Source organism: Pseudoalteromonas sp. TAE79 (genome assembly GCF_000498015.1).
Classification (GTDB): domain Bacteria; phylum Pseudomonadota; class Gammaproteobacteria; order Enterobacterales; family Alteromonadaceae; genus Pseudoalteromonas.
This window is the reverse complement of record NZ_AUTL01000077.1, coordinates 1-6,114: the sequence shown is the minus strand read 5'-3', so window position 1 is coordinate 6,114 and position 6,114 is coordinate 1. Positions and strand designations below refer to the sequence as shown.

Below are 6,114 nucleotides of genomic sequence, written 5' to 3'. Positions count from 1 at the left end.
TCGGTACTTTTTGGTTTAGGCTGGGGTTTAAGTGGTATATGCCCAGGCCCGGGTTTGGTTCAATTGGTATCTCTTAAAATGGAGTTTTTATTGTTTTTTGCAGCCGTGCTAGGCGGTATGTGGTTAGCCAAAAAAGTATAATATTTGCTGCCGACTAAACTCGGCAGCTACTTTTACCCAAACAAAGGTACATAACTTGCTGCAATATATATAAAACTATATTGAACAGGTTTAAGTTATGCTAAATAAAGCGCTGGAATTTTCTAACAGCACACCTTGGTTAAGCGCAGCGTCCTCCCTTTTACTTATAGCTATACTACTGTTTTTAATTCGTTTTTTTGTAATGTACTGGCTAAAAAAATGGACTTCAAAAACCAAATTTATATTCGATACTTTACTAATAGAGTCAATATCTAAGCCGCTAACACTGTGCACAATTATTGTGCTACTCACCATTTTAGAGCACGACACTTTCATTATTAGTACTTCTATTTCTCAACAGATCCCTTTTAATAGCATTAATATTGTATTAGCTCTGCTTGCACTTATTATGTTTTTAGACCGCTTTATTATTGGCACTATTAATTACTATGGTAAACAATCTGCCGTGGTTTTTAATTCAAAAAGCATAATTAAAGGCGTGATACGCGTTACATTATCGTCAGTGGGATTACTGGTTTTAATGGGCACGTTAGGTATTTCTATTACGCCCATTATTGCCTCGTTAGGTATTACATCACTAGCTGTTGCCCTTGCTTTGCAACCTACCCTCGAAAACTTTTTTTCTGGCGTGCAGTTAGTAATAGATAAACCTATAAGGGTGGGTGATTTTATTGAGCTTGAATCTAAGGAGCAAGGCTTTGTTGATCATATAGGCTGGCGATCTACATGGGTTAAAATGCTACCCAACAATATGATTATTATACCTAATAGCCAATTATCTAAATCGCGTATTATTAATTACTTTTACCCTGAAAAAGAGCTAAGCGTGCCTGTTGATATAAGTGTGCATTACGATTCAGATTTAGAATTTGTTGAACAAGTAACACTTGAAGTGGCTCGTGAAATACTTATTTCACACGAATGGGGCGTTGATGATTACAATACCTTTGTGGTTTTTCATACCTTTGATAGATCAAGCATTAACTTTACGGTAATGCTTAGAGCTAAAGAATACTTTAATCGCTTTTGGGTTAAATCTGCTTTTATAAAAGCCCTGAATAAACGCTATAAAAAAGAAGGTATTGTAATCCCCTTCCCTATTACGGCTATTAACACGACTCAAGAAGCTGCTAAATTTAATAGTGATAAAAAAGTGCAAGGCGACACTTAAAAAAAGCGCGAGTGACTCTCGCGCTAATTAAGTATTAAAACTTGTAGGTTATTTGCCCAATAATTTCACGAGGGCTGCCAGGAAAGTGGCCGTTTTGCTCACTAAATCCACTAACCGCGTATTCTTTATCAAACAGGTTATTAATATTTACACTCAGTAATACGTCGTCAAAGCGACTCGTCCAGCTCATATCAAATACGGTAAATGGTTTTACTTTTTGACCACTTGTACTAAGTTGCTCACTTACGTAATTTGCACCAAATGCAATTGATGAGTCAATTGAATCAATAGCGTAGCGAGTCCATAAACCTGCCTGGTGGCGTGGTGCATTAGCAAAGCGCGAACCGTCTCCAAATGTATTTGAAAGCGTATCACCCGTTACGCCGTCTACCACTTGTGTATCGTTGTATGCGTAGTTAGCCGTTACGGTCCAGTGCGCTGATAAATCACCGACTAAAGTTGTTTCAAATCCTCGGCTTTCTACTTCACCTATATTTAAAAGTGCAGCAATGCCATCCCCCGCTCCCGTATCGTCAGGGTTGCTCATTACCACGTTTTCTTTATTAATTTGGTAAATTGCAAAGGTGCTCATTATTTTGCCGTCGAGCCATTGGTTTTTCATACCCAGCTCGGTTTGCTTACCGGTTTCTGGTTCTAAATTACCTTCGTCTTCTACATCTTCTTGGTCCGCTGATGATGTAGGGTTAAAGCTCTCTGAGTAGTTAATATATACCGATGTGTTTTCTACTGGCTGATAAGTAACAGCAACGCGCGGCGTTATATCGTTATCTGAGTAACTAAAACCAGTTTCTTGATTAAACTCTTTAAAATGGTCATAGCGCAAACCTGCAATTATTGTCCACTGCTCGCCTATGCTAATTACGTCTTGCGCGTATACACCAAATCGGTCGGTATCTACGCCATCGCGGTTCATGTCGGTAAGGTTATAAGTACTTGGATCGGTTTCACCGTAGTTTAAATTAAAAATATTTAAATTAGCGACGCCATCGGCCTCATATCGAGCACGAAAGTAGTCATATTCGGTATCAACGGTGTGGTAATCACCACCAAATAAAAACTGATGTGTTAATTGTCCTTGTCCAAAGTTATAAACAAAGTCGGTGGTTACACTTGCCTCTTTATTGGCACGAAATTGCTTACGGTATTCACGCTTAATCGTCTCGTCATCGATATTGGCTACGCCATCACCATTTACATCTACCCAGCTTTGCGACTCATGGTAGGCTTGGTCTCGCTCGTTATCCATGTAACGAAACGTAGTACTTAACGAAAAATCATCATTAAAATAATGGCTAAGTTCTGCTTGAAGCACCAAAGCTTCCATATTTTGATAATCAAACGACTCATTGGCGTTATAACTTGGGTCAACTAAAAAGTTGCCGTTGTCATCTACCGGTACGCCACGTAAGCGGTTTCCGCCTAGGTCTTGTTTAATGTAGTCAACACTTGTGGTTAGGGTTGTTGAATCACTTAAATCAAATAACAATCCACCCGTCAGCTCGGTGTTTTTTGAGTCTGCATTGTTACGAAAGCTGTCTTGCTCTTCATAAAAACCACCCAATCTATAAGCCATTGTATCGCTTAAACCACCGGTCATATCGAGTGATGCGCCACGCGTGTTGTAGTTACCCAAGATGAGCTTTAATTCGCGCTTTTCTAGGTAGCTTGGTTTTTTGGTTACGTAATTAATCATCCCACCAGGTTCGCCACCGCCATATAAAGCTGAGGCTGGGCCTTTTAATACTTCAACACGTTCAACATTAAATAACTGCGGTACACCAAAGCCTGAGTACGGGTCGCCGCGCACACCATCGTAAAATACATTGGCATCATCTCTAAAACCACGAAAAGTTACGCCTGAGTAGCTATATTCACTTACGCCAGCAATTGAGCGGTATAAGTCGGTAATGTCACGAGCCGCTTGGTCAATTATAAGTTGCTCTGTTAAAACCTGAGCCGATTGCGGAAGTTTAATAAGATCTAAATTAGTTTTAGTACCAATTTTACTCTCAGTTTCTAGGTAAAATTGCTGAGCACGGCCTGTTACTTCAATTGTTTCAATTTTGTCGCTTTGCTTGGCCAATGTCATTTGAGAAAAAGCAGATAAAGACACGGCAATACTTAATGCCAAGTAATTAGGGTTAAACATGATAGTTCCTGAGAGAAGTGTAGGTAGTTAACAAGCTAAATGATAACTCTTATCATTGTTATAATCAACGCAAATAAAAGTTTAACACTCCTTAATATTAGAATTAAAAGCACCTAAAACAGGGGTTTACTCACGAATTAATCAAGCGGTAATTAATAAAATAAACAGCATAACTAGAATATTAAATTGATATAATATAACATACCGAAAACTGTAAATTAGTAAGTTCTCTAAATGATAAATAAACTGCCCGTCACAGTGTTTTCAGGCTTTTTAGGAGCCGGTAAAACAACCGTACTTAGCCATATTCTTAATAATAGACAAGGTAAAAAAGTTGCCGTTATAGTTAACGATATGAGCGATATAAATATCGACGCTGCAACAATTAAAAGTGGTGTATCGCTAGGTCACAGCGATGAAAAGCTAGTTGAAATGAGTAACGGCTGCATTTGCTGCACCTTACGTGAAGACTTGCTGATTGAAGTAGGAAAACTGGCCAAAGAAGGTCGTTTTGATTATCTCATTATTGAATCAACGGGTATATCTGAGCCCCTCCCAGTGGCCGAAACATTTACCTTTGCCGATGAAAACGGTAATTCTCTGGGTGATGTTGCCACTCTTGATACAATGGTAACAGTGGTTGATGCAGTTAATTTTTTAAACGATTACGAGCAAGCAAACGATCTGCAACAAACGGGTGAATCACTTGGTGAAGACGATGATCGCAGTGTAGCCGACTTACTTGTTGATCAAGTTGAATTTGCGACGTAATTTTAATAAGTAAAACTGATTTAATAACATCTGTTCAATTAAATAAACTTACTGCCATTTTAAATACACTTAATACTCAAGCCAAAATCATTCCTATTTCAAACGGCAATATTAATATAAATGAAGTACTCAACACCGGCCTATTTAACTTTGAGCGAGCTCAACAAGCTCCTGGTTGGCTTAAAGAAATGCGCGGTGAACATATCCCCGAAACCGAAGAGTATGGTATTAGCAGCTTTAATTACACAGCTCGGCGCCCCTTTGATCCTGAAAAGTTTTATAACTTTCTTCACAGTACAGAGCAATTTGGCAAGCTTATCCGCTCAAAAGGCTATTTTTGGCTAGCAACACGTCCATTATTTTGCGGGCAATGGAGCCAAGCAGGCGGTATTGCTCACTACGGATTTGCTGGTATGTTTTTTAAGGCCATCCCCCAACAAGAGTGGCCTACCGAGCCAGAACTGCTTGCTGATATTAATAATAAATGGGTAGAGCCTTTTGGTGACATGCGTCAAGAGCTTGTGTTTATTGGTCAATCGTTAGATCAACAAGCCATGATGAACGCGCTTAATAACTGCTTATTATCAGAAGACGCCGTACTTAAGGGTAAGGACTTTTGGAGAACCTATAACGACCCGTTTCCTATTTGGGAGGAAGAATAATGAACGCACTAGCCCCAATAACTGCGCAAATAAAACCTGCGGAACCGCAGTACCGAAAAGCAGCTAAAGAGTGTGATGCCAATGTATTGCCACAAATTTATAACCAAGACACTAACATTGTTATTTGGAAAAGAGACCTTGAGCAAACATTAACAAAAGCAGTTAATGCACTCATTGCCACCAGCGCATTAAAGCCAATAGAACTTGCTGTATCGCCCAATGACGCTTTTGATCAGTTAATAACTGCGCTTAAGGCAGAAGATAATAATCGTGATGAAGTTAATACACTTTGTGAAGACATTGCCTTACTTGTTGAAATGTTTTGCTGCCTGTTTGATTTAAAGCGCGCTGGGTTAAGGCTGAAAATATTAGATAAACCCATGTGTCCGCGTTTTCATGTAGACAAAATTCCGTGCCGGTTAGTTACTACCTACCAAGGCGTTGCTACGCAGTGGTTAAATCACAGCGATGTAAACCGCTCAAAGCTAGGTACGGGTAATTTAGGTAAACCAGATGAAGAGTCTGGTTTATTTGAAAACTTAAGTAATATTAATCAACTACAACAAGGTGATGTGGCACTGCTTAAAGGAGAATACTGGGATGACAACGAGGGTGCAGGTTTAGTCCATCGCTCGCCACCTGTGGCTGCAAATGAGCAACGCTTATTACTTACCCTGGATTTTATTTAATGCTTTTAAATTAATAATATACCTAATGTAATGGCGTCTCTTTTCAATAATTGGCCAACCCTTTTTAACACTCAAGGCTAATACATCGAGTAGGGTGAGGCTTATGCCTCATCCCTCTCACAGAACCGTACGTACGGACCTCGTATACGGCTCCTGTACCCTTCACATTTTATCAACTTATTTCCTAAACGCTGATAAAGCAAGCCATCCCGTATTCACTTTTTCTATTGGATATAAACCAAGCTCCTCAAACCATTGGTTTGGCATCGATACACAAGATAAAGGGCTTAGTGAGTTACGCCACGAGTTCATCTTTATGAACTTAAACGGTGGCTTTTTCCCTAACTGCTTTAGTCGTCGATGTAGCCTTGATGGCTTCTTCCACAACCTCAGCTGTATTGCCCTTAGTCTTCGTCTGATCCAACCTGCCAAGGCTTTTAGCTCTCGCTTACAATTGGCTATACTAAAATAATTTACAAAACCGCGCAC

General features: G+C 39.5%; 5 protein-coding genes and 1 pseudogene. 4 read left to right on the top strand and 2 right to left on the bottom strand.

Features of this window, described 5'->3' with window-relative positions; genetic code table 11:
- Together L655_RS1000000128465 and L655_RS0103470 are read left to right on the top strand one after the other, a co-directional pair.
- The coding region (locus tag L655_RS1000000128465; RefSeq protein ID WP_029751582.1) for a DUF6691 family protein at positions 1 to 141 on the top strand (141 nt) is incomplete at its 5' end.
- A 97-nt stretch (positions 142 to 238) separates the two neighbouring features.
- The gene (locus L655_RS0103470) at positions 239 to 1,333 is read left to right on the top strand and encodes a mechanosensitive ion channel family protein (protein ID WP_024604112.1); all 1,095 of its coding nucleotides are present in this window, start codon (positions 239 to 241) and stop codon (positions 1,331 to 1,333) included.
- Between the two features lie 34 nt (positions 1,334 to 1,367).
- On the opposite strand, the gene L655_RS0103465 is transcribed toward L655_RS0103470, so the two are convergent.
- On the bottom strand, positions 1,368 to 3,503 hold the full coding sequence (locus L655_RS0103465) for a TonB-dependent siderophore receptor (protein ID WP_024604111.1): 2,136 nt from the start codon (positions 3,501 to 3,503) through the stop codon (positions 1,368 to 1,370).
- Positions 3,504 to 3,737: 234 nt separating this feature from the next.
- Between L655_RS0103465 and zigA the strand changes: the two are divergent.
- Both zigA and L655_RS0103455 read left to right on the top strand, forming a co-directional pair.
- Positions 3,738 to 4,936: pseudogene (gene zigA, locus L655_RS01000000124980) on the top strand (zinc metallochaperone GTPase ZigA).
- A complete protein-coding gene (locus L655_RS0103455; RefSeq protein WP_024604110.1) occupies positions 4,936 to 5,625 on the top strand; it encodes a DUF1826 domain-containing protein in 690 nt (229 codons plus the stop codon). Before zigA ends, L655_RS0103455 begins: the two are co-directional and overlap by 1 nt.
- Before the next feature lie 177 nt (positions 5,626 to 5,802).
- Here the strand turns inward: L655_RS0103455 and L655_RS0103450 are convergent.
- Positions 5,803 to 6,114, bottom strand: a 312-nt coding sequence (locus tag L655_RS0103450; RefSeq protein WP_024605253.1) for a group II intron maturase-specific domain-containing protein, incomplete at its 5' end; no start/stop codon positions are given.